At 56.0% G+C, this 26,868-nt stretch carries 29 protein-coding genes and 2 pseudogenes; 14 read left to right on the top strand and 17 right to left on the bottom strand.

Annotation, left to right across the window (positions count from 1 at the left end; genetic code table 11):
- Positions 1-231: 231 nt before the first annotated feature.
- Together HUE57_RS01265 and HUE57_RS01260 are read right to left on the bottom strand one after the other, a co-directional pair.
- Positions 232-723: a CREC-EF hand family protein gene (locus HUE57_RS01265; RefSeq protein WP_174672558.1), complete on the bottom strand. Its 492-nt coding sequence runs from the start codon at positions 721-723 to the stop codon at positions 232-234.
- Positions 724-873: 150 nt separating this feature from the next.
- The gene (locus HUE57_RS01260; RefSeq protein ID WP_174672557.1) at positions 874-1,347 is read right to left on the bottom strand and encodes a hypothetical protein; all 474 of its coding nucleotides are present in this window, start codon (positions 1,345-1,347) and stop codon (positions 874-876) included.
- A 132-nt stretch (positions 1,348-1,479) separates the two neighbouring features.
- Between HUE57_RS01260 and HUE57_RS18770 the strand changes: the two are divergent.
- The 3 genes and pseudogenes from HUE57_RS18770 to HUE57_RS01240 all read left to right on the top strand — a co-directional run bounded on the left by HUE57_RS18770 (position 1,480) and on the right by HUE57_RS01240 (position 2,776).
- Positions 1,480-1,853, top strand: a pseudogene (locus tag HUE57_RS18770) (phage integrase N-terminal SAM-like domain-containing protein).
- A pseudogene (locus HUE57_RS01250) lies at positions 1,832-2,441 on the top strand (integron integrase). Before HUE57_RS18770 ends, HUE57_RS01250 begins: the two co-directional pseudogenes overlap by 22 nt.
- Positions 2,442-2,632: 191 nt before the next feature.
- Positions 2,633-2,776 (top strand): hypothetical protein, encoded by a 144-nt coding sequence (locus HUE57_RS01240; protein WP_174672555.1) that lies wholly within the window; start codon positions 2,633-2,635, stop codon positions 2,774-2,776.
- A 24-nt stretch (positions 2,777-2,800) separates the two neighbouring features.
- Here the strand turns inward: HUE57_RS01240 and HUE57_RS01235 are convergent, their stop codons facing one another.
- The 7 genes from HUE57_RS01235 to HUE57_RS01215 are packed head-to-tail and all read right to left on the bottom strand — an operon-like array spanning position 2,801 to position 6,981.
- Entirely contained in the window at positions 2,801-3,340 is a 540-nt protein-coding gene (locus HUE57_RS01235; protein ID WP_174672554.1) for an MFS transporter, read from the bottom strand.
- Positions 3,253-3,543 carry a hypothetical protein gene (locus tag HUE57_RS01230; RefSeq protein WP_174672553.1) on the bottom strand — a complete coding sequence of 97 codons (291 nt, stop codon included), beginning with the start codon at positions 3,541-3,543 and terminating at the stop codon, positions 3,253-3,255. Before HUE57_RS01230 ends, HUE57_RS01235 begins: the two co-directional genes overlap by 88 nt.
- Positions 3,452-4,207, bottom strand: coding sequence for an MFS transporter (locus HUE57_RS01225; protein ID WP_174672552.1), 756 nt, complete (start codon positions 4,205-4,207; stop codon positions 3,452-3,454). The genes HUE57_RS01230 and HUE57_RS01225 overlap by 92 nt, the downstream gene beginning before the upstream one ends.
- Positions 4,208-4,217: 10 nt before the next feature.
- Positions 4,218-5,243, bottom strand: a complete 1,026-nt coding sequence (locus tag HUE57_RS20090) for an AMP-binding protein (RefSeq protein WP_420885703.1) — start codon at positions 5,241-5,243, stop codon at positions 4,218-4,220.
- Positions 5,240-5,728, bottom strand: coding sequence for a hypothetical protein (locus HUE57_RS20085; protein ID WP_420885702.1), 489 nt, complete (start codon positions 5,726-5,728; stop codon positions 5,240-5,242). The genes HUE57_RS20090 and HUE57_RS20085 overlap by 4 nt, the downstream gene beginning before the upstream one ends.
- A 48-nt stretch (positions 5,729-5,776) precedes the next feature.
- Positions 5,777-6,388 carry a 1-acyl-sn-glycerol-3-phosphate acyltransferase gene (locus HUE57_RS20080; protein ID WP_420885701.1) on the bottom strand — a complete coding sequence of 204 codons (612 nt, stop codon included), beginning with the start codon at positions 6,386-6,388 and terminating at the stop codon, positions 5,777-5,779.
- The gene (locus HUE57_RS01215) at positions 6,385-6,981 is read right to left on the bottom strand and encodes a TetR/AcrR family transcriptional regulator (protein WP_174672551.1); all 597 of its coding nucleotides are present in this window, start codon (positions 6,979-6,981) and stop codon (positions 6,385-6,387) included. Before HUE57_RS01215 ends, HUE57_RS20080 begins: the two co-directional genes overlap by 4 nt.
- A gap of 216 nt (positions 6,982-7,197) precedes the next feature.
- On the opposite strand from HUE57_RS01215, the gene HUE57_RS01210 reads away from it, so the two are divergent.
- The gene (locus HUE57_RS01210; RefSeq protein WP_320416260.1) at positions 7,198-7,785 is read left to right on the top strand and encodes a VIT domain-containing protein; all 588 of its coding nucleotides are present in this window, start codon (positions 7,198-7,200) and stop codon (positions 7,783-7,785) included.
- Between the two features lie 123 nt (positions 7,786-7,908).
- Here the strand turns inward: HUE57_RS01210 and HUE57_RS19460 are convergent, their stop codons facing one another.
- Entirely contained in the window at positions 7,909-8,043 is a 135-nt protein-coding gene (locus HUE57_RS19460) for a hypothetical protein (RefSeq protein ID WP_272902000.1), read from the bottom strand.
- Between HUE57_RS19460 and HUE57_RS01205 the strand changes: the two genes are divergently transcribed.
- Complete coding sequence (locus tag HUE57_RS01205) at positions 8,021-9,481, top strand: VWA domain-containing protein (protein ID WP_174672550.1); 1,461 nt, start codon at positions 8,021-8,023, stop codon at positions 9,479-9,481. The two genes, HUE57_RS19460 and HUE57_RS01205, sit on opposite strands and share 23 nt — an antisense overlap.
- A gap of 42 nt (positions 9,482-9,523) precedes the next feature.
- Here HUE57_RS01205 and HUE57_RS01200 read toward each other — a convergent pair whose 3' ends face one another.
- Positions 9,524-9,865, bottom strand: a complete 342-nt coding sequence (locus HUE57_RS01200; RefSeq protein ID WP_174672549.1) for a hypothetical protein — start codon at positions 9,863-9,865, stop codon at positions 9,524-9,526.
- A 41-nt stretch (positions 9,866-9,906) separates the two neighbouring features.
- A complete protein-coding gene (locus HUE57_RS01195) occupies positions 9,907-10,167 on the bottom strand; it encodes a GIY-YIG nuclease family protein (protein WP_078483102.1) in 261 nt (86 codons plus the stop codon).
- A 161-nt stretch (positions 10,168-10,328) separates the two neighbouring features.
- Between HUE57_RS01195 and HUE57_RS01190 the strand changes: the two genes are divergently transcribed.
- The 6 genes from HUE57_RS01190 to HUE57_RS01165 all read left to right on the top strand — a co-directional run bounded on the left by HUE57_RS01190 (position 10,329) and on the right by HUE57_RS01165 (position 20,873).
- Positions 10,329-10,562 (top strand): hypothetical protein, encoded by a 234-nt coding sequence (locus HUE57_RS01190; protein WP_078483101.1) that lies wholly within the window; start codon positions 10,329-10,331, stop codon positions 10,560-10,562.
- A 98-nt stretch (positions 10,563-10,660) separates the two neighbouring features.
- The gene (locus HUE57_RS01185) at positions 10,661-12,079 is read left to right on the top strand and encodes an Lcl C-terminal domain-containing protein (protein WP_172840190.1); all 1,419 of its coding nucleotides are present in this window, start codon (positions 10,661-10,663) and stop codon (positions 12,077-12,079) included.
- Between the two features lie 303 nt (positions 12,080-12,382).
- Entirely contained in the window at positions 12,383-14,287 is a 1,905-nt protein-coding gene (locus HUE57_RS01180; RefSeq protein ID WP_078483100.1) for an ATP-binding cassette domain-containing protein, read from the top strand.
- Between the two features lie 142 nt (positions 14,288-14,429).
- The gene (locus HUE57_RS01175; protein ID WP_174672548.1) at positions 14,430-19,445 is read left to right on the top strand and encodes a transporter substrate-binding domain-containing protein; all 5,016 of its coding nucleotides are present in this window, start codon (positions 14,430-14,432) and stop codon (positions 19,443-19,445) included.
- Positions 19,438-20,535: a response regulator gene (locus tag HUE57_RS01170; protein ID WP_236725651.1), complete on the top strand. Its 1,098-nt coding sequence runs from the start codon at positions 19,438-19,440 to the stop codon at positions 20,533-20,535. Before HUE57_RS01175 ends, HUE57_RS01170 begins: the two co-directional genes overlap by 8 nt.
- A gap of 56 nt (positions 20,536-20,591) precedes the next feature.
- Positions 20,592-20,873, top strand: a complete 282-nt coding sequence (locus tag HUE57_RS01165) for a glycosyltransferase family protein (protein WP_174672547.1) — start codon at positions 20,592-20,594, stop codon at positions 20,871-20,873.
- Between the two features lie 14 nt (positions 20,874-20,887).
- On the opposite strand, the gene HUE57_RS01160 is transcribed toward HUE57_RS01165, so the two are convergent.
- Positions 20,888-21,094 (bottom strand): hypothetical protein, encoded by a 207-nt coding sequence (locus HUE57_RS01160; RefSeq protein ID WP_174672546.1) that lies wholly within the window; start codon positions 21,092-21,094, stop codon positions 20,888-20,890.
- Positions 21,095-21,178: 84 nt separating this feature from the next.
- On the opposite strand from HUE57_RS01160, the gene HUE57_RS01155 reads away from it, so the two are divergent.
- Positions 21,179-22,054 carry a glycosyltransferase gene (locus HUE57_RS01155; protein ID WP_174672545.1) on the top strand — a complete coding sequence of 292 codons (876 nt, stop codon included), beginning with the start codon at positions 21,179-21,181 and terminating at the stop codon, positions 22,052-22,054.
- A 9-nt stretch (positions 22,055-22,063) separates the two neighbouring features.
- Here HUE57_RS01155 and HUE57_RS01150 read toward each other — a convergent pair whose 3' ends face one another.
- The 4 genes from HUE57_RS01150 to HUE57_RS01135 form a co-directional block, all read right to left on the bottom strand.
- Positions 22,064-22,753, bottom strand: coding sequence for a response regulator (locus tag HUE57_RS01150; RefSeq protein ID WP_174672544.1), 690 nt, complete (start codon positions 22,751-22,753; stop codon positions 22,064-22,066).
- Between the two features lie 63 nt (positions 22,754-22,816).
- On the bottom strand, positions 22,817-24,175 hold the full coding sequence (locus HUE57_RS01145; protein ID WP_078483095.1) for an ATP-binding protein: 1,359 nt from the start codon (positions 24,173-24,175) through the stop codon (positions 22,817-22,819).
- Positions 24,097-24,261 (bottom strand): hypothetical protein, encoded by a 165-nt coding sequence (locus HUE57_RS01140; RefSeq protein WP_172840188.1) that lies wholly within the window; start codon positions 24,259-24,261, stop codon positions 24,097-24,099. The genes HUE57_RS01145 and HUE57_RS01140 overlap by 79 nt, the downstream gene beginning before the upstream one ends.
- A gap of 116 nt (positions 24,262-24,377) precedes the next feature.
- Entirely contained in the window at positions 24,378-25,292 is a 915-nt protein-coding gene (locus tag HUE57_RS01135; protein WP_078483094.1) for a LysR family transcriptional regulator, read from the bottom strand.
- A 447-nt stretch (positions 25,293-25,739) separates the two neighbouring features.
- Between HUE57_RS01135 and HUE57_RS01130 the strand changes: the two genes are divergently transcribed.
- Positions 25,740-25,958, top strand: a complete 219-nt coding sequence (locus HUE57_RS01130) for a SlyX family protein (RefSeq protein WP_236860655.1) — start codon at positions 25,740-25,742, stop codon at positions 25,956-25,958.
- Positions 25,959-26,053: 95 nt separating this feature from the next.
- Positions 26,054-26,848, top strand: coding sequence for a Stf0 family sulfotransferase (locus HUE57_RS01125; protein WP_078483093.1), 795 nt, complete (start codon positions 26,054-26,056; stop codon positions 26,846-26,848).
- The last annotated feature ends 20 nt before the right edge of the window (positions 26,849-26,868 follow it).

The raw sequence follows: 26,868 nt of genomic DNA, 5'->3' as shown, positions 1-26,868 counted from the left end.
GGCAGATCATTTCTGTCCGAAGCCGAAACTATGCCTCCACCAAAAACATCGTATAACTCAATTCTTCTGGATTATTGGTTAGCAAGTTGGCACGCTTATCAATGGAACTACAAGCAACCAATAATATTGTAAGCAGAAATATGAATAATAATTTCATTGGCATCTAACGTTCACGATAACAGGCAAACCGTAGTGGGGCTTGAGCTGTGCTAGCGTAGCGATAAGCGCAGCTCAAGTGCCGCGGAGGTTTGTCCTGTTGATTGACTTGTTAGCTGCTTTTGCATTACGCTTATTCTTGAAGTTTGTATAAGATATGCGCTTTGGTTTACCCCAAAAATGCCATGCTGGTTTTGTTTCTAATTTTGCTCGTTCCCAATCATACTTTAAAAGTAGCGCCAATTTTTCAATAAGCTCTATGGCTACATCACTATTTCCGTCTTTACTCTGCATCGCCCATAATGTGTCAAGAATTGATTTGTCGTCATTATCTTCAGGATTTAGAAATAACTGAAATTCACCATAAAGACTTTTCATCTTTGTGGTGTCACTGTCTTTATATGCTTTTGATACCTCAAGAGCTTTTTCTCTTACCTTGTCACGCCACACATTTCGTTGCTGGGTGATATTTTCAATAGCAATCTTTCTTTCTGTTGTACGGAGCGTCACTAAGCCTGCAACCAGGCCAGCCACAACACCAGAGATTAATACTGTAGGTAAATCCATGACTCCCTCTTTTGCAGCTAACGTTTTGCTAAGGGCGCGAGCCGTGCAGTGGCGAAGCGTCCCAGCGAACAAAGTGAGCGACCTTGAGCTGATTGTTATGTATTATCAAATTTTTGTTTCCTTGCTTTTTAGCGCTTTCCTACGCTCCTCTTATAATTGTCTTATTTCTGCGATATTGGGCTCAATTTCGAGGATTTTTGCATCATCTTCTTTTGACCAATAAACACATTCCTTATCCCCAAGTTGGCTGCCAATTTCATACTTAACAGAAGCGTTCTTTAGTTTTAAAGTAAAACTATCAGTTGAGTCCTGGTAGGGAAAGCAAATCTGATATTTTGAATAAGGCATTATTTTTAACACCTCTCTTTTAATTTTCTCGACTCTATCAAAATCGGCTTTACTCCAAACTAAACTTAGCTTCCCGTCTTCAAGATTTTCTAATTTGTAAGAAATTCCAGAGTTATTAAAAGCGTCAGTATATTTTTTCACAAGCGACTGATTATCGGATATAAATCCAGCGCCAGTTATCTCGCTATGACGTGGAGCAATCCTTACATCAAATATAAAGATAACTAGAAGAACTAGCACAAGAAGACTAAATATTACTATTTTCACTTTATACATAACTATTTTTATACACCTAAATGCTCCGTTGCTAACGGAGCATTTAGGTATAAAAATCTGGGTTTATGAAAACAATGGGTTAGCTCAAAAACGGAGCCTAAAAGGATTTGCTAACGGAGCAGGGAGGTCTCTATGGCTAGATCGCGTCTTTTGGACGAGGTTCGCCGCGCTATCCGCGTTAAACACTACAGTATCCGTACTGAACAGGCCTATGTTCAGTGGATAAAGGCTATATCTATTTTCATCATAAGAAGCATCCTGCTGATCTGGGCGAGGTGGAACTCACGGCCTTCCTGACTCATCTTGCTGTAGAGAAGAATGTTACACCCTCTACCCAAAATCAAGCGCTCTCAGCGCTGCTCTTCTTTATAAACAGGTGCTTGGAATTGAGTTGGCGTGGTTGGATGATGTGGTTCGGGCGAAGAAGCCTTCCCGTCTGCCGGAGGTTCTTCCCAAAGAGCAGGTATTGCAGATACTTGGTGCAATGTCAGGCACCAATGCGCTGATCGCTCGCCTTCTCTACGGTACGGGTTTGCGTTTGATGGAGGCGATGCGCTTAAGGGTTCAGGATATCGATTTCGATTGTCGACAGATTGTTGTCCGTCATGGCAAGGGAGGAAAAGATAGAGTAACGATGCTTCCACAAACGCTGGAACCACAGCTCAAGGAGCAACTGACACATGCAAAACGCAAACACGAGACCGATCTGGAAGAGGGCTTTGGTTGTGTGTTTCTGCCGCATGCCTTGGCCAAAAAAGTATCCTAACGCTTGCCGAGAGTGGCGTTGGCAGTATCTTTTCCATCAAACAACCGTTCAACCGATCCACGCGACGGATCAATTCGCCGCCACCATCTCGATGAGAAGAATGTTCAACGTGCTGTTCGAAGTGCAGCGCGAAATTGTGGCTCGCTAAAACGAGTAACGCCTCATACGTTCAGGCACTGCTTTGCGACTCATCTGCTTGAGGGGAACAGATATTCGAACGCTTCAGGAGCTTCTGGGGCATAGCGATGTAAAGACGACCCAGATCTACACCCATGTTGTGAAGAGGGGTGGCAATGCGGTTCGTAGTCCGCTCGACTTCACGACGTAGTCGGTACTTCTCTGGTTATGTCTAATCTGCAGGCGGCCACGCCTCCGCCACCTTTGGCAGATGCCAGGCGATGATCGTTGTCGCACCAATAACCAATATCCCCAGAACATGACCGGGGAGTCGCTATTTTTGCGAGAGTTTGTTTTGGGCATCCAAGCCCAAGCAAACAGCAAAACTTCACGCGACCGTTTATGCCTGCGGCGCCCCGACCGTCCTGCGTACGTTGCGTAATCACCTCTTCGCGGCTCTACACAACTCCCTCAGTGACTCTACGCCGACATAAAGCCGCTGCTGCATCTTCTTCGTCGTCCGCTCGCGCTCTCAACTACGAATAGGCAGACGGCGTCGACTATCGGGGACTAACCGCCCTCACTTCGCTCTCCATGGCGGTCAGCGATCGCAACTACCGGGTCGATCCCGCCACCAAGGGCCAGGGTGTAAAGGCCAGTGCCGGCGAGCATGGCGAGGTTCTCAAAGAAGTTCTGGATCGCTACCGCGCCACCGGCACCGATGGAGCGGTGGCCGAGCTCCTGCAGGGCGGCGTTGATCGGTACGACGAAGATGCCTCCGGACATGCCGATCAGGAGCAGCACGATCTTGGCGAGGGTAGGGTCGTTAACCGTTGCCAGTACGACGATCAGTGCGCCCATTACATAGGCGGCGACTCTGGCCCGACGTAGCCGCTCTATCGGTACCAGCCACGGCACGATGAAGGCACCAAGGGCGATACCAATGGCGATGAAGACGGTGAGATTGGCAATCTCGGCGGTGGAGCTGGTTAAGAGCACCGCCGGAGCCCAGGCGACCATCATCACCCGCAACACCACCGCAGCGGCCCAGAAGATGCTGGCTCCGAGCATTGAGAAGCGGGCGTGGCTGGTGGTGAAGAAGCGCGCCATCGCTGACCGCCATGGAGAGCGAAGTGAGGGCGGTTAGTCCCCGATAGTCGACGCCGTCTGCATATTCGTAGTTGAGGCGCGAGCGGACGACGAAGAAGATGCAGCAGCGGCTTATGTCGGCGTAGAGTCACTGAGGGAGTTGTGTAGAGCCGCGAAGAGGTGATTACGCAACGTACGCAGGACGGTCGGGGCGCCGAAGGCATAAACGGTCGCGTGAAGTTTTGCTGTTTGCTTGGGCTTGGATGCCCAAAACAAACTTTCGCAAAAATAGCGACTCCCCGGCATGGTGCCGAAGTGACGGATGGCCGAACCCGTAGGTGGCTGTGTCTTGCTCGTTGTCTTCGGTACCAGCAGGCTACCGACAAGTGAGAGCAGATAGGCGGTGACGATCAGCAGTAAGGCATAGCTTATGCTCTGGTCGGCGATATTGGCACCAATCACTGCACCAAGCACGATGGCGATGATGGTCGATCCCTCGATCAGGGCGTTCGCCTTCACCAGTTTCTTGTGGCCGGTCAGCTCGGGAAGGATGCCGTACTTGGCCGGGCCGTAGACGGCGGCTCCGATACCGACCACTGCGTAGGCGAGCAGCGGTTCGAGGTTGAGCATCAGCAGCAGTGCGCCGAGTGCTTTGATCGCATTGCCGATGGTCAGTACCGAACGCTTGGCGTGTCGGTCGGCAAAGCGCCCGACCCAGGGGGCCAGCACCACGAAGGCGAGCAGAAAGGCGCCCTGCAGTGCCGGTTTGTACCACTCGCCGACGCTCGCCATCTCGCTGAGCATGGCGAAGGCGGCGAAGAGGATTGCGTTGTCGGCGAAGGCGGTAAGAAACTGCGCCACCATCAAGGTGTAGATGCCGCGATTCATAACGACTGCTCTACTGTGCTGCGTCGGCGATGCGCTGCGCGGCGGGGTAGTCGATCTTGCCGGTGCCGAGCAGCGGTACGCTGCTACCGGTGATGATCTTGCGCGGTACCGTGAGTTCGCTCACACCCGTGGATCTGGCAAAGGCGAGCAGCTCGGCACGAGGTGCCTGCTTCTGTTCGGTGATCAATACCAGCTGTTCGCCCTTCTGCGCATCGGCCACCGAGACCACCGCATGCAATGCATCGGGCCAGACCCTGTTGACCAGCTCCTCGACCGCCGCCAGCGAAACCATTTCACCGCCGATCTTGGCAAAGCGCTTGGCACGCCCCTGGATGGTGACGAAACCCTCGTCATCGACGGTGACGATATCGCCGGTGTCGTACCAACCAGCACCCATGCTGCTCTGCGGCGGCACCAGTACACCGGGATTGTCGTGCAGCAGGTAGCCGCTCATCACGTTGGGGCCGCGCACGTGGAGTCGGCCACCCTCGGCGACACCCTCGACCGGCTCGAGGCGGTAGTCGATGGCGGGCATCAGCTGACCAACACTGCCGAGCTTGCACGCCATCGGGGTGTTGAAGGAGAGCACAGGGCTGGTTTCGGAGGCGCCGTAACCATCGAGGATGCGGTGGCCGAACTCATCCATCCAGACCTTGCGGGTCTGCTCGTGCACCTTCTCCGCCCCGGCGAAGACGTAGCGCAGTTTGTGGAAGTCGTAGGGGTGGGCGTGCTTGGCGTAGCCGGCGAGGAAGGTGTTGGTGCCGAAGATCACCGTGGCACCGATCTCGTAGGCGATCTCCGGAATGATGCGGTAGTGGAGCGGCGAGGGGTAGAGGAAGCACTTGATGCCGGAGAGTAGCGGCAGGATGGTCGCTGCGGTGAGGCCGAAGGAGTGGAAGATCGGCAGCACGTTGATGATCGAGTCGGTCGGGTTGAATGGCACGCTGGCGCGCATCTGCTGGTAGTTGGCGAGCAGATTGAGGTGGCTCAGTACCACCCCCTTCGGTACCCCCTCGGAGCCGGAGGTGAAGATCACCACCGCTGCCTCGTCAGGGTGACGGCACCTGCGCTGCGTCGGTAGCTGCTGTTGGCAAAACGACTGGCGAGCAGGCCGCGCAGTTTATCGAGACGGGTGATCTCGGCGCCGATATCCTCGAGGTAGCGGATCGTGACCGTCTCGCGGAGACCTTCAATCACCGGCTCCAGCTTCCCCTTCTCTATGAAACTGCGCGAGGTGATCACGGTATTGATCTGGGCCGTCTCGCAGGCGCCACGTAAACCTTTGAGACCGGCAGTGTAGTTGAGCATCGCCGGGATACGGGCATGACTCTGCAGACCCAGCAGGGAGACCACGGTCGCGTTGGCGTTGGGTAGCAGCAGTCCGACCCGTTCGCCTCGCTTACTGAATTTTGAGAGCTTTTTCCGAGCACGAAGGCGCCGGCGATCAGCCGTGTGTAGCTGAGTGGTTTGCGTTGATATCCTCCAGTACCAGCGTGTCACGGCCATAGCTCTTCGACGCATCGATGACCGCCTGGAACAGGGTGCTATCGCGCTCACTGGTCTCGAACATCATATCGACCATGATGCGGTGGAGCCGCTCGCCCGAGTATTTGCGCTGTTCGTGGCGGCTGATCCCCTCCGGCGGGACGATGCGCGTCGAGGGAGAATGGTGATTTTGATCTTCGGCAACCAGCGCAGCGGCACAATCCCCTGCAGCCGCGAGAGGGGGGAGCGCTCGGCGCCGTCGATGCGGACCGGCAGGATGGTCGACTCGGCGTGCTCGGCGACCATGCCGGGGCCATCGTAGATCTTCATCAGCGAGCCGGTGGTGGTGATGCGCCCCTCGGGGAAGATCACCGCCTTGCGGTCACCCTTCAGGTACTTGATCAGCGCCTTGGTCGAGAGCGGATTGGTCGGGTCCATCGGGAAGAGGGTGGCGAAGGCGTAGAAGGGGCGGAATATCTTGCGCTGTGCCATCTCGGTGTTGATGGCAAAGGTCGGCTTGCCGGGCAGGAAGAGGGTGAGCAGTGCGGCGTCGAGAAAGGAGGTGTGGTTGGCGACAATCAGGACCCGCTCGCCGGCGGCGTGGTAGTGCTCCTCGCCGACCAGCTCAACACGGAAGAGTAGCTTCAGCAGGGTGCGGAAGGTGAGTTTCAGCGCCTTGAGGATCAGTTGTTTCATGCCGAGATCCCCTTCAGATAGTTGCTGATCAACGCCTCGGCCAGCTCCTGGCCCGAGGATTCGCCGACCACGTCGAGCTTATTGGCGTGCTGCAGATTGCAGATGCCGTGCACCCCGCTCCAGAGAACCCGCGCAGCGCGTTTGCGCTCCTCGTCGGAGAGGGTGGTCATCGGCTCCAGCGCCCTCTCCACCAGTGCGAACATGCGTGAAACCTTCGCCTGGTACCAATCCGGCACCTCCTCACCCTCGGGAGTGATGTGCTCGTAGATCATCCCCCAGCGGCGGCTGTAGCTGTTGGCGTGGTGGATATAGCAGTTTCCGAGCGCCATCACGCACTGCTCGGGTGTCTCGCAGTCGTTGGCGGCGTCGACCATCTCAGCGTAGAGGGTGTCGAGGGTGCGGGCGTTGACGTGGAGGATCAGCTCCTCGAGGTTCTTGAACACCAGATAGAGGGTGCCGACGGTGTAGCCGATCGCCTTGGCGATCTTGCGTGCGCTCAGCCCCTGGCACCCCTCCATCGCCACGATATGCTCGGCGGCGGCGAGCGCCATCTCCTTGATCTCCTCGCGGCTGTGGTCACTGCGTCTGGCCATTCTGTTTCTCCTTGTCCGTTGCGCCTCGGGGCGCTGTCTTGTTTTGAGCTAGTGTAGCGCAAATATTGAACGGTGTTTATTTGTGTGCTACAAATTAACTGAGCACTGTTCATTAATCAACCCCTCCCATCAAATCCAGTCACGTGAGGGGTTAAAAGAGAGCATTAATTGAACGGTGTTTTTATTAATGCTTAATAACCCTGGAGGGTGAAAACAATGAACAGAAAAGAGACAACGGAACGATCTGGCAGCTGTTGCTGCCACCGTGGCACTGATCGTGGGCGGTGCGACCCAGGCAGCCGGGCTGCTGACCCCAAAGATGGCACTCTGCCGGCGCTGGAGATCAGAGATCATAACGTCAGCGTGGTGATCGAAGATGGTTACGCCATCACCACCGTGGAGCAGCAGTTCCACAACCCGCACGCTCAGGATCTGGAGACGGTCTACTCCTTCCCGGTACCGGCTCACGGTGCGGTGGCGGAGTTCACGATGTGGATCGATGGCAAGCCGGTGAGCGGTGAGGTGCTGGAGAAGGGGGAGGCGCGCCGCGTCTATGAGGAGGAGAAGGCGGCGGGGCGAGAGGCGGGCATTACCGAGAAGGATAGCCATAAATCCTTCGATATCTCGGTCAGTCCGGTGCGCGCTGGGGACGATACCCGTATCCGCCTGGTCTACCTGCAACCGGCCCATATCGACAGCGGCATCGGCCGTTACGTCTATCCACTGGAGGAGGGGGGTGTCGATGAGCAGAAGCTCGCCTTCTGGACTGCCAACGAGAAGGTGACCGGCAGTTTCAGTCGCTGACCGCCAAGGATAGCGAAGCGAAGGCGGTTAGTCCGCGATAGTCGACGCCGTCTGCCTATTCGTAGTTGAGAGCGCGAGCGAACGACGAAGAAGATGCAGCAGCGGCTTTATGTCGGCGTAGAGTCAGTGAGGGGTTGTGTAGAGCCGCGAAGAGGTGATTACGCAACGAACGCAGGACGGTCGGGGCGCCGAGGCATAAACGGTCGCGTTAAGTATTTGCCGCTTGCTTGGGCTGATGCCCAAAACATGCTTCCGCAAAAATAGCGACTCCCCGATTCGATCTGGAGCTGCGCCCGCCTATCCAGTTGATGCGGTGCGCGTACCGGGGCAAACCGCCGCGCAGGTGTCGCAGCGGAGCGGGGGTGTATGGGATGTGAACATCGCCTCGGTCGCGTCTGCGACGGCATCGAGTGCGACCACTGGTGATGACGATCAGCAGGGTGCAACGGCAATTCCCTTCAATCCGCAGGGTGGTGCAGTCGCCTACACACTCGACAAGGATCTGGTGGTCTACTGGCGTCAGCAGGAGGGGCTGCCGGGTAGTGTCGATCTGATCACCCACAAAACCGATGCAAACGGTCGCGGTACCTTCATGCTGGTGGTGACCCCCGGTGAGGATCTGCAACCGATCACCGAGGGTCGTGATTACATCTTTGTACTCGATATCTCAGGTTCTATGCGAGGCAAGTTCGCCACGCTGGCCGATGGCGTGAGCCGCGCGCTGCAGAAGATGAGCGGTAACGACCGCTTCCGCATCGTGCTCTTTAACAGTGGTGCACGTGAGCTGACCCCAGGGTATGTCGCCGCGACGGCTGAGAGTGTTCAGCGTTATAGCGACAAGGTGGCAGCGGTACAGCCGACCAGTGGTACCAACCTCTTCGGTGGCATTGAGCTGGGGCTGAAATCGATCGATCCCGATCGCAGTAGTGCGGTGGTGCTGGTCACCGATGGTGTGGCCAACGTCGGTGAGACGGTGCAGCGCAAGTTCATCGAGTTGATCGAGAAGAAGGACATCCGTCTCTTTACCTTCATTATGGGCAACAGCGCCAATCGTCCACTACTGGAGGCGGTAAGCAAGGCCTCCAACGGCTTTGCGATGAGTATCTCTAACAGCGATGACATCGTCGGTCAGCTGCTGGCTGCAACCAGCAAGATGACCCATCAGGCGCTGCACGGTGTGGAGCTGAAAATCGACGGCATTAAAACAGCCGATCTCACACCGAAGCAGATCGGTAGCCTCTACCGTGGTCAGCAGCTAGTCGCCTTTGGTCACTACTGGGGCGATGGCGAAGCGGAGATTACCCTGAATGCGAAGATCTCCGGTGATAAAAAACAGTACCGGAGTCGATTCAACTTCCCGGCAACGGCAACCACTAACCCCGAGATCGAGCGACTCTGGGCCTACGCCACCATCGAGCAGATGGTGGGTGAGATGGAGGACTTTGGCGAGAAGGCCGATCTGAAACAGGCAGTGACCGATCTCGGCAAGGGGTTTTCACTGGTAACCGACTACACCTCGATGGTGGTGGTGCGTGATGAGGTCTTTGCGCAGCGCGGAATTCAGCGCATCAACCAGGCGAGACGTCAGCAGGAAGTTGCAGCGCAGCAGCAACGCAAGGCACAGGCGCCGGTGCAACGCCGGGTTGATAACAGCCAGCCGATGTTCAGTGGTTCACGCGCTGACCGCCAAGGATAGCGAAGCGAAGGCGGTTAGTCCGCGATAGTCGACGCCGTCTGCCTATTCGTAGTTGAGAGCGCGAGCGAACGACGAAGAAGATGCAGCAGCGGCTTTATGTCGGCGTAGAGTCACTGAGGGAGTTGTGTAGAGCCGCGAAGAGGTGATTACGCAACGAACGCAGGACGTCGGGCGCCGCAGGCATAAACGAGTCGCGTTAAGTATTTGCCGCTTGCTTGGGCTTGGATGCCCAAAACATGCTTCCGCAAAATAGCGACTCCCCGAACCCAGCTTCGGTGGTGGCGGGGGCGGCGCATTGGGTCCCTGGGGTCTACTGCTTCTGTTGCCGCTGGTGATCTGGATCGGACAGCGTAATCGCGACGAGTAAACGTCATGAGGAGGCATCGATGAGGGGTCGGAGTCGGTTTTGACTCCGAACCCATGCGTTAGTCATCGATGAGAGTAAGTTTCTGCGCACGAGTGAGCTGCTTGATCGCATACTCGCGTTTCTGCGCCTCGGAGCGCGAGGCGGAGGGTTCGGAATAGATCAAGGTCACCGGACGACGGGCGCGGGTATAACGAGCCCCCAGCTTGCCCGCGTTGTGTTGATCGATACGCTGCTCAAGATCCTTGGCGATGCCGGTGTAGAGCGTATCGTCGCTGCAGCGCACGATGTAGGTGTGCCACTCGTCGATGGAGTCGGTCATGTTCTGTTTCGGTTTAGATCGGATTGGGCATGATAAGCGATGTTGCTGGCTGGCTGGGGATGGCACGATACTTTGCAGCCCAATCGGTGTTGACCCGTATCAATCTTATATTTCAATGCCTATGCTAAGTTGCACGCCACGAAAACGAGGTAACAGCAGAAATGGCCAAGAAGGGAAAAATTCAGCAAGCCGTCGTCATTACGGCTTATATCAACTATCTGTTGGCGATCGGCTGCATGGTATTGAGCTATGTGAAGTATCAGGAGCACGGTTCTGAGCATCCCGTCACTGCGGCGTTTATGGCCTCGGTGGTCTTCTTTGTCGGCGTCGGCATCGTCCTGCATGTGATCGGTCGCACCAATCTGCCTTCACTCAAGGTGATTCCCGGCGAGTGATTTCATCCGCCGTCTGTAAAAGCGGTTAATCTGCACACTCTCTTCACATTCCATCCCTACTCTCAACATTGTGATTAATGCAATGTGGAGTCGATGAGATGCACTACCTCTATCTAATATTTGCAGCGTTTATGTTTGCCGCGGCGGTAACGGCCGCACAGATGCCGGAGCGTGGTCCGATGGGTGGGCCGCCACCGGAGGCGAAGTCGGCGTGTCAGAGCAGTAGTGAAGGTTCGCAATGTAGCTTCACGGCACCGCACGGTAGGGTGAGCGGAAGCTGCCGAAGCATGGGGCAGGATGGCAGGGTCTGTGTGCCGGAGCGTGGTCGAGGTGGTCCCGGTGGTCCCGGTGGTACAGGAGATCAGGGCAGACCCGCTGGACCGGGAGGATCGGGCGAGATGCAGCCACGTGGTGCTCGACCCTCTGCGCTGAATATCTCTGCGACAAACCCCACGGCACAGGCAAGTTCGAGCCGTATTGCCGATACGATGCAGGGAAGTTGTTTCGATGGGCGAGGCAAGATCGACTGTCCGGCTGAGGGGGAGCCTTTCTATGGACAGGATGCAAGCTTCGTCGGTGGACCTCAGGCATATACCGATCATGGCAACGGTACAGTGACGGATCACTCGACGGGCCTGCAGTGGCAGCAGGAGCATAACCGGGAGCGGCTCGGTTTTTATGCGGCGAAACGTGCCTGCGAACAGCTCGAGCTGGCTGGGCGTGACGACTGGCGGCTGCCTAATATCAAATCACTCTTCTCGATCAGTGACTGGCGTGGCGTGACCGGTAGCCGTTTCTTTATCAACAGTCGTTATTTTGAACTAGAGGAGCCGGATGAGTCGATTCTTACGGGTGACCGCTTCCGCTCCACCCACCGCACCAGCATGATGGGTCAGACCTGGTCGAGTACGATCTATGCGGGTGACCACTGGGGGCGCAATGTCGAGGCCGCCTTCTTTTTTAACTTTCTCGATGGTCGGATCAAACAGGCGCCGACCAATGGTCGTTACGGCCTCTTCTACCGCTGCGTGCGTGGCGAGCCTTATGGCGAAAATCTACTGGTCGACAATCGTAATGGCACCATCAGCGACCGGAAGAGTGGTCTGGTCTGGCAGCAGTCAGATGATGGTAAGGAGCGTGACTGGCCGCAGTTGCTCGCCTACTGCAACGACCTGCAGCTGGCTGGCAAAGATGATTGGCGACTGCCCAACGTGAAGGCGTTGCAGAGTATTGTTGATTACCGCAACGCCTACCCGGCAATCGATATGCGCTTTTTTGCCCAGCGCGATAGCCGTGGCTGGTTCTGGTCGAGTACCACCCACGGCGATAGTGCGGGTATGGCGAACTACGTCTGTTTCGGTGCCTGTACCTCGGTTGATGGGGTCGATACCCACGGTGCCGGTGCACAGCGCAGCGATCCAAAAACCGGTGAACCGAAATCATGGCCGGCGATGGGCGGGCAGCGTGATGAGGTGCGCATCTATAACTATGCGCGCTGTGTACGCGATGCAGTCTGAACCTGTATGACGGCAGTAGACTGCCGAGAACAAGCCTCCATTAACTGCCCATGTCATGGCAATGCTCGTAACTCACTCTCCTGAAAGTGCGTCGATTTGCTGCATCCTCTACCCCTTATTCTAATAGTGAGGGAAGAGGTTTCTGTCGTTGTAGCCCGGATGAAGCGAAGCGCAATCCGGGAAGATCGCTACAAGACCCCGGATTGCGTGCTACTCCATCCGGGCTACGAGCTGATCGGTCCCAGATGCCCACACACTTCTCAACAACACCTCCTTGTGGAGAGAGCTGCTAAACTCCGCGCCATGTTGAAACTCGATCAGATGACCCTACGGCGTGGAAGTCGCACGCTGCTCAAAGAGGTCGATATTACGATTCATGCCGGCCAGCGGGTCGGTGTGACGGGCGCCAATGGCTGCGGGAAATCATCCCTGTTTGCGCTGCTGCGCGGTGAGCTGCAGGTCGATGAGGGCAACTGGTCGATGCCGCCGAAGACGGTGATCGCCCACGTCGCCCAGGAGACCCCGGCAGTAGAGCGTAGCGCTATCGATTACGCGATTGATGGCGATAGTGAGCTGCGTGCCCTTGAGGCGAGCCTCGCCGAGGCGGAGGCGGTCGATGATGGTCATCTGCAGGCGACGCTGCACGATAGTATTTCAAACATCGACGGTTACGGCGCACCGGTACGTGCCGCCAAGCTGCTGCACGGACTCGGTTTTGCCGAGGAGGAGCTGCAGCAACCCGTCACCAGCTTCTCCGGTGGCTGGCGCATGCGCCTCAACCTCGCCCAGGCGCTGATGTGCCGCTCCGATCTGCTGCTGCTCGATGAGCCGACCAACCACCTCGATCTCGATACCGTGATCTGGCTTGAGGAGTGGCTCTGCAGCTACCCCGGCACGCTGCTGCTGATCTCACACGACCGTGACTTTCTCGATCGGGTGGTGCACCACATCGCCCATATCGAGCAGGAGGGGATGGTGGTCTACGCTGGGGGCTACTCCGATTTTGAGGTGCGCCGTGCCGAGCGGCTGGCCCAGCAGCAGGTCGCCTACGATCGTCAGCAGGCCGAAATCGCCCATATGCAGCATTTTGTTGATCGCTTCCGCGCCAAGGCGACCAAGGCGAAGCAGGCGCAGTCGCGCCTCAAGGCGATGGCGCGCATGGAGCTGATCGCTGCCGCCCATGTCGACTCCCCGTTTCACTTCGAGTTTCCAGTGCCGGAGAAGCAGCCGAGTCCACTGCTGCGCCTTGATGAGGTGGCTGTCGGCTATGAGGGCAAGCCGATTATCTCTAACGTTGAGATGACCCTGTTGCCGGGGCAGCGCATCGGCCTGCTTGGTCACAATGGTGCCGGTAAATCGACCCTGATTCGTCTACTGGCCGGTGAGTTGTCGTCGATGGCGGGTGAACGCGAGGTGCCGCCCGATCTGCAGATCGGCTACTTTGCACAGCATCAGCTCGAACAGCTCGATCCGGCGGCAACCCCTGCCACCCATCTCTCACGCATCGATCCAAAGATCACCGATCAGGCGGCGCGTAACTTCCTGGGTGGATTCGGATTTAACGGCGATCGTGTTTTCGAGTCCATCGCCCCCTTCTCCGGTGGCGAGAAGGCGCGGCTGGTGTTGGCGCTGCTGGTCTACCAGCGCCCCAATCTGCTACTGCTCGATGAGCCGACCAACCACCTCGATCTTGAGATGCGTCACGCCCTCGGCATGGCGCTGCAGGGATTTGAGGGGGCGATGGTGGTGGTCTCGCACGACCGCCATCTGCTGCGCAGTGTCGCTGATGAGATGTGGCTGGTTGCTGATGGTGCCGCGAGGCCCTTCGATGGTGATCTGGAGAGCTATCGCCAGTGGTTGGCCGAGCAGCGCCGTGATGAGAAGTCTGCTGAGGCGAAACCCTCTGCCAGCAACAGTGCCACTAATCGCAAGGAGCAGAAGCGCCTGGAGGCGGAGCAGCGAAAACAGCTACAGCCGCTTAAAAAGAGCCTCGATAAGCTGGAGAAGGCGATGACGCGCCTCAGTGATGAGAAGGCAACAATTGAAACCAGACTGGGTGATAGCGATCTCTATAGCGATACCCGCAAGGCCGAGCTGAAGGAGCTGCTACTGGAGCAGGCTCGAGTCGATCAGGTACTGGCTGAGATTGAGGAGCAGTGGCTGGCGGCAGAAGAGGCGCTTGAGGAGGCGTTGGTACTCTCTGCCTGACGCGCTACGGTTGTGGTTTAATCAGTGAGAACGCTGCGGTGCCGTGTGACCTGAACTCATGATCATGCCATTGGCGCTGAACAGTTTTCTGGGTGGATAGGAGCGTCCCCGCTTTGCCACACCAACTGCCAGGTAGGGTGTCATGAATAACAGCTACGGAAATGGTGGTTTCCGCACGTTGTTTACTGCGCTGTTGCTCTCGCTGCTCACTCTCTCGTTTCTCCCCGCTGTCGTTCAAGGTGCAGAGCCGTCTGATGGTGCCGGCGCTTCTGTAACGATTGCCTATCGACTTGATAGCGAGCCGACCCAGTTTCGTAACAGCGCGGGTGAGGCGGACGGTATTCTGATCGATATCTGGAAGCTGTGGAGTGAGAAGTCAGGCATCCCGGTGAAATTCGTCGGTGCCTATAACAAAGAGGCACAGGCGATGGTCAGGGATGGTGTGGCCGATATCAATGCCGGTCTTTTTGAGAGTGAGAAGCGCAAGCAGTATATGGACTTCTCAACACCGATTCTGAGTAGTGCCTACCACATCTTCTCAAGTCGTAAGGTCGGGCTGATCGAAGATGACGCCGAGTTGGTGCTTCACCGAATCGGTGTCACGGCGGGCAGCTATCACGAGAGCTATATGCGTAAGAATTTCCCCACCGTGGAGCTGGCGCTCTACAAGGGGTACGACGCACTTTTCTCGGCAGCGACTGAGGGAGAGATAGATCTCTTTGTAACCCAACCCCACTACCTGAGTCGCTATCTCAAGCAGAGCGGGATCAAGAGCGGCTTCCGCATGATGGCCTCACCGCTCTATGTGCGGCCTTACCGTGCCGCTGTACAGCGCGGTAATGTGGCGCTGCTGATGCTGGTTAATCGATATCTCGATGAAATTGAGGTCGGTGAGTTCACGGCGATTACCGACAAGTGGCTCGGACTGCAGTGGCAGACCGGGGCCATCGATAGTGGAGAGGTGATCGAACTCAGTGAAGATGAACGTGATTGGCTTAGTCGCAATCCGGTTGTCGATGTTGGTGTGGATGGAAACTGGCCGCCGATCGATTTTATGGGGCAGCAGACGCAACACAGTGGCATCGCCGCCGACTATCTGGCGCTGATAGGAGAGAAACTGGGCATTACGTTTAATGTTCATCCGGGACCGACCTTCAAGCAGATGCTGGAGAAGGTACGCAGCGGCACGCTGCCCGTAGCGACATCGGTGGTGAAGACCGAGGAGCGAGCAAAGGATCTCTACTTCACTCAGCCATTCTTCACTGTGCACAAGACAATTGTGGCGCGTCACGAAGACGCGGAATTGGATGCCATTGAAACCCTTTACGGCAAGCGAGTAGCGGTAGAGAACAATTTTTCCACCATGCGCCAACTGGAGCAGGATCACCCACAGATCGAGTTGGTGCTGTTCGATTCAACGGTCGAGGCGCTACAGGGGGTTTCGTGGGGTAAGGCGGACGCCTACATCGGCAACAGGGTTGTGGCGCAGTGGCTTATTCAGCAGGCACAGCTTGCCAATCTGCGCTTTACCGGTGATCCAGGTATCGGTTCTTCCGAGCAACGTATTGCCGTTCACCGAACTCCAGGCTTGAAGCCGTTGGTGACGGTCATCGACAAGGCGATGAGTGATATTACTGACCAGCAGCGTTTGACGATCCTCAATAACTGGGTCTCCATCGGTGGTGGTGAGGTGGTGAAAAAGGATATCGGTCTGACTGACGAGGAGCGTCTCTGGCTTGCAGATCATCCACAGATGCGGGTTGGTATCGATCGTGATTGGGCGCCGATCGAGTTTCTGGATGGTCGAGGCGAGCATCAGGGGGTCTCCTCCGAGTACATCAAATACATCAGCTCTCTGCTTGAGGTCGAGATGCAGGCCGATGGCGACATGGCGTGGGAGCAGGTGTTGCAGGCGGCGAGGGAGAGGCGTGTCGATCTGCTCTCTGCTGCGGTCAATACCGAAGAGCGTAGGCAGTATCTCAACTTCACAAAACCCTATGCCAGTTTTCCGTTTGTCATCTTTGTTTCGGACAGATTGCCGTTCGTGACCGATCTCGACGACTTTCTCGGCAAGAGGATAGCGGTGGTGAAGGGGTATGTGACCGAGGATTATTTGAGCCGTGACTATCCTGGGATCGAGCTGGTGCGTGTTGAGAACACCTATTGTGGTCTGGAGCTGGTCTCTCTGGGTGAGGTCGACGGTTATGTCGGCAATCTTACCGTCGGTAGCCATCTGATTAATCAGAAGGGGTTGAGCAACGTAAAGGTGGGGGCACCGACACAATACCAGTACGACCTCTCGATCGGTGTGAGAAAGGATTGGCCGGAGCTGATTCCGATTCTCGAAAAAGCGATCGGCAATCTTTCCGATGCCGAGAAGAGCGACCTGAGGAAGAAGTGGATGTCGATCCGTTACGATGTCGGTGTCGACTATTCGCTGCTATGGAAGGTGGTGGCCATTGCGGTTGGTGCTCTTGTGCTGATTATGGCCTGGTTATTTCAGGTCAAGCGCCAGCAGCGTGCACTGGCACGAAGTGAAGAGCAACTGAAGCTGATTATCAACACCGTGCCGCTCTCGATCATTATTAGTGATCATAAGAATAGAATTGTGATGACCAACTCATATGTGACCACTGAACTTGAGTCTGAGGGAAATGCGTTGGAGGGTACTGGTCTCGAGATGTTTTTCGATCCTGCGGGTCGTACCAAGGTAAGCCAAATGCTGGCACGCGATGGGCGAGTTGATAACTGCGCGGTGAGTGTGAAGACACTAAAGGGGAATACCGCGGAGTGTGTGCTTTCAGTTATTCCCGTTCGGCTCAACGATGAGATGATGAATCTGACGATTTTGGTGAACATGACCGAGCGGATTAGCATGGAGCATGAACTCTCCGAGGCGATCCTCGCTGCGGAGCAGGCAAATCGATTCAAGAGAGACTTCCTGGCCAACATGAGTCATGAAATCAGAACGCCGATGAATGCCATTATCGGTATGTCTTATCTGGCACTGAATACCGAGCTGAATGAGAAGCAGCATGACTATGTGAGCAAGATCAAACTCTCCGCGCATAACCTGCTCGGCATCATTAACGATATCCTGGATTTCTCCAAGATCGAGGCGAACAAGCTTGAGATCGAATCGACTGAATTTCAGCTCGATGCGCTACTCGAAAATCTCTTTGGCATGGTCAATGTCAAAGCTGAAGGGAGGGGGTTGGAGCTGATCCTCAAGCGTGATGCGAAGGCGCCGAACAAGCTGATTGGTGATCCTCTGCGTATCGGACAGGTACTGCTAAATCTGGTGCATAACGCGATCAAGTTTACCGATGAGGGTGAGGTGGTGACCTCGGTCGAACTAGTGGAGGAGATGGGCGATCGAGTGAGGCTCAGGTTTAAGGTTACCGACACGGGAAGTGGTATCGATGCGGGGCGTGTCGAGGATCTGTTGGAGGCCTTTGTGCAGGCAGACAGCTCAGTCACGCGCCAGCATGGGGGAACCGGTCTGGGGCTGAGTATCAGCAACAACCTGGTGTTGCTGATGGGGGGAAGGCTACAGGTTGAGAGTGAGCTTGGCGCTGGAAGCACATTCTCCTTCGAGCTGGTACTGCCTCTGCCTGATGAGGATGAACAGCCTCTCCTGCGCTCCGGGGTCGATCTGCGTTCCATGCGTGTACTACTGGTGATCGGTAACAGAAGCGCACGGCAGGCGATATCGGAGATGCTCTCTTCGATATTCAGCGAGGTGACTACTGTTGAATCCGCGCAGCAGGCGTTCGAACTGCTCGAGCAGCCGCAGTTGGATCGTACGTCAATGGATAGCTTGTCGATCGATATGGTGCTGATGGATTGGGATATGCCTGGTATGAGTGGGATTGAGGCGGCAAAACGGATCAGAAACGAACTCGGACTGATTAAACAGCCGAAGCTTCTGTTGATCTCCCCCTATGGTCGAGATGAACTGGAGAGCGATGAAAAGAGGAGTTTGGTCGATGGCGTGCTGATCAAGCCGATCAACCCCTCCACGCTGTTCGATACCATCCACGAGCTCTTTCAGGGTGCGCCTTCGCAGTTGAAGGCGCACCACTCTGATGTGCAGCGCAAACGCTTCAAGGGACAGGTGCTGCTGGTGGAGGATAACGATATCAATCAGCTGGTCGCCAAGGAGCTGCTGGAGGGGATGGGGCTGCTGGTGATGGTTGCCGAGAATGGTGAAGAGGCGATAGAGCGCATCAAGGAGGTCGATTTCAGTCTGGTCTTTATGGATATCCAGATGCCGGTGATGGATGGACTGGAGGCAACACGCTATATCCGCAAGGAGTTACAGAATACCCATCTGACGATCATTGCAATGACGGCCCATGCGATGGCCGAAGACAGAGAGCGTTGCCTGGAGGCAGGTATGAACGATTACCTCTCCAAGCCGATTGAACCCGATAAGGTATTGGCAACGTTACAGAACTGGCTGCCGGATGAGGACTTGGTGGCCGTGCCCGAAAGGAGTGAGCTGCCATCCGGGGATGTGCTGCCCGATCAGGTCGAGGGCATCGATCTCGCCTGGGGATTGAAGCGCGTGGGTGGTAATCGCACGCTCTTTTTCAAGCTGCTGACGGACTTCAATGACAACTATGCCGACAACTGCACTCAATTGCGTACCTGGGTGGCGGGCGATGAGGTTGAAGAGTCACGACGACTGCTGCATACCCTGCAGGGCGTAACGGGAAATATCGGTGCATCGAGCTTCCATGATGCGACGCGAGATCTTCGTCTGGCGGTAAACAGCGGTGACAAGCCTGCGGAGATTGCAGCGTTGCTTGATGAGTTCTGTCTGCAGGCAGGTATCGTCTTTAGGGGGATCGAAAGTCTCGATCTGAGGGAGAAGGAGGCAGATGGGACGTTGAAGCAAGAGGATCTACAGCATTCGACCACTGCAGGGGAGATATCGCAGCTGCTGTCGAATCTGGCTCACCTGCTCAATCAGGGTTCTCCAGATGCCGGGGAAATCTACAGGCGTTTGGCCGTATCCTTGAAAGCAGTAGATAATGGAGCGGCAGGGCTGGCCGCCCAGCTGGGCCAACAGATCAACGATTACGATTTCGACCAGGCGATCGTCTCACTGAGGGAGATTGCGACTTTAATGGGAATTAATCTGGATGAATAGTGAGATGGATGACGATCAGAGACCGCGGGTGTTGATTGTCGATGATGAGACCTTCTATATCGATGTACTGGTCGGTGCGCTGAATGAGCGGTACAACATCAGCGTTGCCAAGAATGGCGTGCAGGCGTTACAGCGGGTCGCTAGCGGCAAGGTGCCCGACCTGATACTGCTCGATATCCTGATGCCCGAGATAAGCGGTCTGGAGGTGTGTCGTAAGCTGAAGGAGAATCCATCGACGGCCGATATTCCGGTGATATTCCTGACGATAAAGAGTGAGGTCGATGATGAGGTCCGGGGATTCGAACTCGGCGCGGTCGATTACATTACCAAGCCGATCAGTCCGCCGATTGTTCGTAGTCGTGTTAAAAATCATATTGCACTGGCACAGAGCAAGTGTGTTTTGAGCGATCAGAACCGGGTTCTTGAAGAGCGTGTCATGCGTAGAACGGATGAGATTCTGAAGACGCAGGATGTGGCCATTGTTTGCCTGGCATCGCTCGCCGAGACTCGCGATAACGAAACGGGAAACCATATCAAACGGACCCAGCACTATGTGAAGCTGCTGGCTGAGCACCTGAAGGATCATCCCGACTATTGCGACTATCTGACTGATGAGACGATTAATCGCCTCTACCGCTCGGCACCGCTTCACGATATCGGAAAGGTGGGCATTCCCGATCATATTCTTCTTAAACCCGGGAAGCTGGATGCCGACGAGTGGGATGAGATGAAGCGTCACACCACGCACGGTTACGAGGCGCTGGTCAGGGCAGAGCAAGATATCGGTACCACGACATTCCTCTACATCGCCAAAGAGATAACGTTAACGCACCACGAACGGTGGGATGGCAGTGGTTATCCGGAAGGTCTAAAGGGGAAGGCGATTCCGATCTCTGGACGATTAATGGCGCTGGCCGATGTCTACGACGCCCTGATCAACAAGCGTGTCTACAAGGATGCATTTTCACATGAGATCGCCGCAGAGATGATTCTCAGAGAGCGTGGCGCACACTTCGATCCTCTGGTGGTGGACGCTTTTGCTGCGCTGCAGAGCGAATTTGATGAGATAGCCACCAGGTTCGCGGACTAACTATTCAACTAAGAGTGGCAGGGTAACTCCCCCACCGTATTCAAAGGAAGATGATCTTGGCAAGAATCCTGTTTAACTGGGAGATGGGCGCTGGCATGGGGCATATCGCGCCCTATCTGGAGACGGCAAAACAGCTAGTCAGTGCCGGGCACGAGGTCTTCTTCGTGATGAAGGAGCTACAGCGTGCGGAGCGGTTTTTCCATGGTACTGGTGTCAAGTATCTGCAGGCACCCTGCCACCCCGATTTCCGTGAGGGACTGAAGACCTCGGCGCTCTATGCGCAGATTCTCCCGCTGACCGCCATGGAGAGCGAAGTGAGGGCGGTTAGTCCCCGATAGTCGACGCCGTCTGCCTATTCGTAGTTGAGAGCGCGAGCGAACGACGAAGAAGATGCAGCAGCGGCTTTATGTCGGCGTAGAGTCACTGAGGGAGTTGTGTAGAGCCGCGAAGAGGTGATTACGCAACGTACGCAGGACGGTCGGGGCGCCGCAGGCATAAACGGTCGCGTGAAGTTTTTGCTGTTTGCTTGGGCTTGGATGCCCAAAACAAACTTTCGCAAAAATAGCGACTCCCGGATAACTGTGGCTTCAGCTCGGTCGATATTACCACCTCGCTGATCAACGCCTGGCGTGGCCTGTTCGATTTGATTAAACCCGATCTGATGGTGTTCGACCATGCGCCGGTTGCTCAGCTCGCCTCGCGTGAACTGGGTGTGAAACGTGCCGTGTTTGGTACTGGCTTCCAGATTCCGCCTGAGGATGATCCGATGCCCCTGATGCCCTTCTGGAACAAGGTGGATGAAGCAGCAGCACGCAAGGATGAGGCGCAGGTGTTTAATGTGATCAATCAGTCGCTTACGGCTGCAGGCATGCAATCAGTTGAGCGGGTAGGTCAGATTTTTGAGGTCGATCTGAAACTGCTCTGCACCTTCAGAGAGCTCGACCACTATGGTCAACGTAACGGTATGGAGTTTATCGGGGTTGGACCCGATCCGGTTGGTGCCGACCCGAAGTGGCCCAAGATGCCGGGGAGGCGTCTGTTCGGTTACCTGAAACCGTTTAAGACGTTGCCTGATCTGCTCAAGGTGATCAACGAGAATGAGCTGCCAACACTGATCTACCCCGATGGGATCTCGCACAAGGTGATGAAAAAGTTCGGCTCGAAGAACCTCCATTTCGTTAAACGGCCACTCGATATGGGCAAGGTCTGTCAGCAGTGTGATGTGGCGCTGACCAATGGCAACCACGCCACGACTGCCACGCTACTGCTGCACGGTGTACCGAGCCTGGTGCTGCCGCGCCACCATGAGCAGTATATGGTCGGTGAGCGGGTGCAGGCGCTGGGTGCGGGACTGAGCGCGCCCAAACTCCACCCCGATGGGATGAAGCTGAAACTCAAGGCGCTTTGCGAAGATGGTCGCTACAAACAGGCAGCGATGGCCTTTGCAGAAAAGTACAGCGATTTTGATCGAGGCGGAATGTCGAGCCTGCTGACTGAGCGGTTGACGGCGCTGCTCTAGGCGGCTGAATCAGAGCTCAATCTCGAGCTTGTAGCCGATACCGTAGATCGAGTGGATGATCTCCTGCTCAGGCAGCTTCTCTTCCAACTTCTTGCGCAGGTTCTTTATGTGGGTGTCGACCGTTCGGTCACAGACGACCCGCCCATCGGTGTAGAGGTGTTCGAGTAGCTGGGCACGCGAGAAGACGCGTCCAGGAAGTGCGGTGAGTGCCTTGAGAAGCCGGAACTCCACTGGGGTGAGGTCGAGCGGCTGATCATTGAGCTTGGCGAGAAAGCGTGTCTCGTCGAGAACCAGACCCTGACCTGAACTGTCGTTGGGTTGTAGAGATGTGTCGGTACGTCGCAGTACCGCTTTGACCCGTGCCATCACCTCGCGCGGACTATAGGGTTTGCAGACGTAGTCGTCGGCGCCCAGTTCCAGTCCCAGCAGTCGGTCGATCTCCTCCACCTTGGCGGTGACCATGATGATCGGAACGTTGGAGAAGGCGCGGATCTCGCGACAGATATCCATGCCATCCTTACCCGGCAGCATCAGATCGAGCAGAATCAGGTCGGGTGGATCGCTTTTAACCTGTTCGACCACGCCGCTCCCCCGATCAAAATGGGTGGTGGTGTAACCGGCGCTATGAAGGTAGTCGATCAGCACATCGGCGAGTTTCGCCTCATCCTCGACGACCATGATCTGCTTGCCCTGATTCATCTGAGATAAGGTAACAGAATATCGGGATGGTTATTGGCTCTGGGTAGCGTTGGATCTTATGCACTACGAGCTGACAGGCAGGGTGATCTCAATCCAGAGACCACCGAGGGGTGAGCGCTGTGCAGTGATGTTGCCACCGTGCGCCTCGACGATTTCCTTGGTGATTGCCAGCCCCAGTCCAGCACCACCGCGGGCGCGATTGCGAGAGCTCTCAACCCGATAGAAACGGTCGAAGAGACGTGGCAGGAGTTTGTCGTCAACTCGTGGTGCGGAGTCCTGAATGTCGATCACGGCGCGGTTGCCGAGCTGCTGGCAGCTGATCGAAACGCGCCCGCCTGCATCGGTGTAACGGGCGGAGTTTTTCAGCAGATTGGCGAAGACCTGGCGCAGGCGACGTTCATCAGCCAGCAGCGCGATCTCTCCGCCAATCTCGGACTCTATCAACAGTGCCTTCTCAGTCAGCATCGGTGTGGCGCTCTCGATGCACTGCTCGAGCAGTGTGGTTAGCTCGAGATCCAGCCTGTGATAGTCGAGTGCACCGGTGTCGGAGAGCGCCAATTCATAGAGGTCGTCGACCAGGCGGCTGAGCCCCATTACGGTGTCGTGTAGCGTGGCAAGCTGTTCGCTGGCGATCGGCCGCACCCCATCCTGCATCGCTTCGATCTCGGCGCGTAGAACCGATAGCGGTGTGCGCAGCTCGTGGGAGACATCGGCCATCCCCTGACGGCGTAACTGCTCATTACGCTCAAGCGCCTCGGCGAGCAGGTTGAAGTCGTGACTTAGCTGACCCAGCTCATCACTCTGCGCAATGTCGATGCGCGTTTCATAGTCACCTGCAGCGAGTGCGCGGGCACCGGTGATGAGGTGCTTGACCGGTTGTAGCAGGTGGCGACCCAGTGGGATCGAGACCAGCAGCGAGAGCAGCAGTGCGGCGATAGCGGTGAGGTAGAGCGCGTTGCGCTGCTGATCGCGAAACTGTTGTTCAAGACTGTCGTCGAGCCACGGCAGTGGGGTGAGTCTCAGCCAGGCAACGGTCTCTCCTTTGAGGGTAATCGGGCGCTCGAGTGCCTCGTTGCTGTTGCTGGGAGGGCCGATGATATGCGTGCCGTTTGCATCGTAGAGGCTGATCCGGCTGCCGAGGCTACTGCGGTCGCCGCCACGCGCTGCCGGTGGTGGTGGCGGGGTCAGTTGCCGGTCACGGCCGTCAGGACGGCGAGCCCTTAAGGGTGGTGGCGGTTCGGTCAGTTCTGGGGTGTTGGAGAGGTGTAGAAGAAAACGGTTATGCCAGAGCGTGTGGTTGCGTTCGAGAAAGCCCCAGCTCTGCTCCTGCCGATAGGCATCGGTCAGCGCCCCGGCATACCGTCGAGCTCCTGCAACTCCACCTGGCGTAGATAGTTGAGGAAGCCGCGCTGGAAGTTCCACTGACTGGCCGTGGCCATGATAGTGATCAGGACGATATTGGCCGCCAGCAGTGCCAGTAACAGTTTGTGGGTGAATCCAAGTCTCAACGCGATTCGCTCATCTGATATCCGAATGTTGTGAAGGGTACGATCTCACTTTTTCTCAATCAGCACACCCGTTTAGCGAGACTCTTCACACAATCTTCGCAATTGGAATGCAGCCGTTATTTACTCTCGGTGGGAGGCTGCTCAGTGGGGGTGTTGCCGCATGCCTGATAGAGGATCTCTGCCAGCTTGCGGGTGGCGGGCCCGATCCCCTCCTGTCGTCCGAAAATGAGATAGAGCTGGGCGCTGTAACTCTGATTGCCGCGTAGTGGCAGCGGTTTCAGCGTGCCCTCCTGCAGCTGTCGCTCGATGGCGTGGTTTGGTAACCAGCCGAAGCCGAGTCCACTGCTGATGGTGGTGATGGCGGTGGCAATGCTGGAGACGGTCCAGCGGTGGCCGGCACCGAGCCAACCGACATCCTGAGGGCGACTGCCGGAGTCGCGAATCACCACCTGCATCTCATGGCCGATATCGTTAGCGCTCAGTTCGCGGTTGTGTTGATGCAGCGAGTGGTCGGGGTGGGCAACGGCGGTGAACTCAATGTTGAGCAGGGTGTCACCGAGAAACCCCTGCGGTACCTGATAACCGATGACCAGATCGGCGCCATCAAGCAGAGCCTCGGAGGCGCCGGATAGGACCACCTCGCGTAGCTGGATGCGGGTACCGCGACTGAGTGGTTCGAACGACTTGAGCGCACTCATCAGCAGCGGGGCAGGGAACGCCTCATCGACTACTAAGCGAATCTCCGGCTCCCAGCCCGACTCCAGCGTCTGCCCCAGGGTCTCGAGGTTGACGGCATCGGCCAGCAATTGGCGAGAGCGCTGTAGCAGCACCTCCCCCGCCTCGGTGAGCACTGCTTTGCGCCCCTTGATGCGCAGCAGGGTGACACCGAGCTGCTTCTGCAGGCGGCCGATGGCGTAGCTGACCGAGGACTGACTGCGTTTGAGTGATTCGGCGGCCTGGGCGTAGCCACCGCAGTCGATGACGGCTTGAAGGGTACGCCATTGCTCAAGGGTTACGCGGGGTGCTTGCATCGTTGATCTATCCGTTTGTTGGTGATTAATTCGCAGGATTGTGTCTAAAACAATCGAATAATTCTATGTCTTTCTTGCCTTTTTATCTCCAGGTGGGCTGGAGACAATCTTTTGTTTGGTTGTATCTGTATGATTTAATTATTTAATCTATCGATATGTCAGCTATTTAGATGTTTATGAGCAGAATTTTGAACTTTTTAATCATACTTTGCCCTATAGACTCAAGTTTATAGGAGATGCATTGGTATGAGTTCCTATATTTCTTCCGGGGTTATCCCCAGATGGTGGGGCGGCGCTTCCCCTTTGCCGTCCCGCCCATTTTTCCCCAGATGCTCCCGATAATCATCACACTCTGAACGAGACGAATCTTGATGAATTGTCGTGAACGCTACGCCTTGGCGCAGGCAGGACGTGGCCGACACAAATCTCTACAATGTGGCCTTTATTTTGTCTGAGGTTGTTATGGAGTCGCGTCTGACTGAACTCGAGATCCGTTTTACTGAGCAGGAGGCGGCTATAGAGTCTCTCTCCGATACCGTCCACCGTCAGGAGCAGGAGCTGGAGATGATGCGACTGATGGTCGAACAGCTGAAGGAGCGCATTAAGTCGCTGGCAAACACGCCACTGGCAGCGCAGTCGGAAGAGGCACCGCCGCCCCACTATTGAGATCACGCAGGCCAGGCGATTGGATCTGGGTAGGATTGAGTGATGGATGCGGTAGCACATGTTTGGGGTGACCGAGTTACAGATTGGATGTGTAGATGAATAGAACTGACCAAAAAATCATAGAGATGATGTCTAAAGCGTCTGATCTGAATAGTGGTGTCGAGACGAGTTACCGCTATTGCCTGCTGACGGTACCGAGGTCGGGTAGCTGGCTATTGAGCAAGATGTTGGGCAATACCGGCCTGTGTGGGTTGCCGATGGAGTATCTCAATGTCAGATACCTACGGGCGTACGGTGCTCATGCAGGGGTGGATGGGGTTCGAGTCAATGAGTATCTCTCCGAGCTTGAGCAGCGCAGGACATCGGAGAACGGTGTCTTCGGCCTGAAGATGCACTGGAGTCAGTTTTTGAATGTCTACGGTACAGATCAGGGTATTCGTGACGAGGGGCGTCAATTCCTGTCCCAAATGGATTGTCTGATTCGCCTCTATCGCCAGGACAAAGTCGCACAGGCCGTCTCCCATTATATCGCCGAGCAGAGCGACCAGTGGCGTGTCGATCATGACGATGTGGAAGAGGACTCGTTTGATATGGAGTCGATCAAGTTCGCACCACTGGCCATTACCGAAAGTCTCCTCAGGCTGGTCAGAGAGGAGCAGATGTGGAAGCGATATCTTGAGAGGCGCAATATTCCCTACCATTCGATCAGTTATGAGCAGCTGGCGGGTGAGTATGAGGAGAGCTCCAGAACAGTATTGAGCTGGATGGGCCTTGATGGGCAATCGATCGACATTCCAGAGCCTGCTACGAAGAAACAGGCGAATGAGTTGAATGAGCGTCTGAAGCAGGAGTACGTCGACTACATTGGTGCGGCTGCTCCACAGCTATAACGTTCTCTTCGAGAAATATT

It is taken from the genome of Candidatus Reidiella endopervernicosa (assembly GCF_013343005.1).
In the GTDB taxonomy this organism is placed as follows: Bacteria; Pseudomonadota; Gammaproteobacteria.
Note: the sequence above shows the minus strand (reverse complement) of the source record. Positions and strands in the feature narration are given on the sequence as shown.